Source organism: Neorhizobium sp. BT27B (genome assembly GCF_050455485.1).
In the GTDB taxonomy this organism is placed as follows: domain Bacteria; phylum Pseudomonadota; class Alphaproteobacteria; order Rhizobiales; family Rhizobiaceae; genus Neorhizobium.
The window spans coordinates 1-931 of record NZ_JBCIYT010000043.1 but is presented as its reverse complement, the minus strand read 5'-3'; the positions used below and the strand labels follow the sequence as shown (position 1 = coordinate 931).

1 pseudogene is annotated in these 931 nt (G+C 56.3%); it reads right to left on the bottom strand.

Annotated elements, in window-relative coordinates:
• Positions 1–931, bottom strand: a pseudogene (locus AAIH70_RS30965) (IS3 family transposase); the annotation flags it as partial.

Sequence of the window (931 nt, the reverse complement as noted above, 5' to 3'; positions counted from 1 at the left end):
CCACTGCGTGGCGAATTCCTGTGCCTCCTCGATGCTTTCGATGATGTATTGGTCGAGCCATTCATGTCGGACGGTGCGGTTGTAGCGCTCGACATAGGCATTCTGTTGCGGCTTTCCGGGCTGGATGTGGCTCAAGGCAATTCCTTGCGTTTCGGCCCATTCCATCAGTTTGCCACTGACGTACTCAGGCCCATTATCCACACGAATGGCGAACGGTTTGCCGCGCCATTCGATGATCTGGTTCAGACTGCGGATGACGCGTTCAGCAGGCAGCGAAAAGTCTACCTCGATGCCCAGCCCCTCGCGGTTAAAGTCGTCCAGGACATTCAGCAGCCGGAATTGCCTACCGTCCTCCAAACGATCCGCCATGAAATCCATGGACCAAACCAGGTTCGGCGCATCCGGCACAGTCAAGGGATCGGGCTTGTCCCGCTTCAAACGCTTGCGTGGCTTGATCCTGAGGTTCAACTCCAGTTCGCGGTAGATGCGGTATACGCGCTTGTGGTTCCAGCGATGTCCCCGGACATTGCGCAGATAAAGAAAACACAGACCGAAGCCCCACGTCTTCTTTGCCCGCGTTAAGCCGATGAGCAGATCGGCGATCTGCTCGTTCTCGTCGTTCAACTTGGCGCTGTAACGATAGCAGGTCTCGCTGACCGCGAAGGTGCGGCAGGCAAGCGCAACACCAACCCCGCGCAATGCCACTGCTTTCACGGCCATCTCTCGGCGTTGAGACGGCCGTGTTATTTTTTTCCCAAAGCCTCCTTCAGAAGTTCGGCCTGCATGCTCATCTCGGCATACATCTTCTTCAGCCGACGGTTCTCATCCTCCAGAGCCTTCATCTGGCTGATCATCGACGCGTCCATGCCGCCGTATTTGGATCGCCATTTGTAAAAGGACGCCGTGCTCATTCCATGTTCCCGGCAAAGCT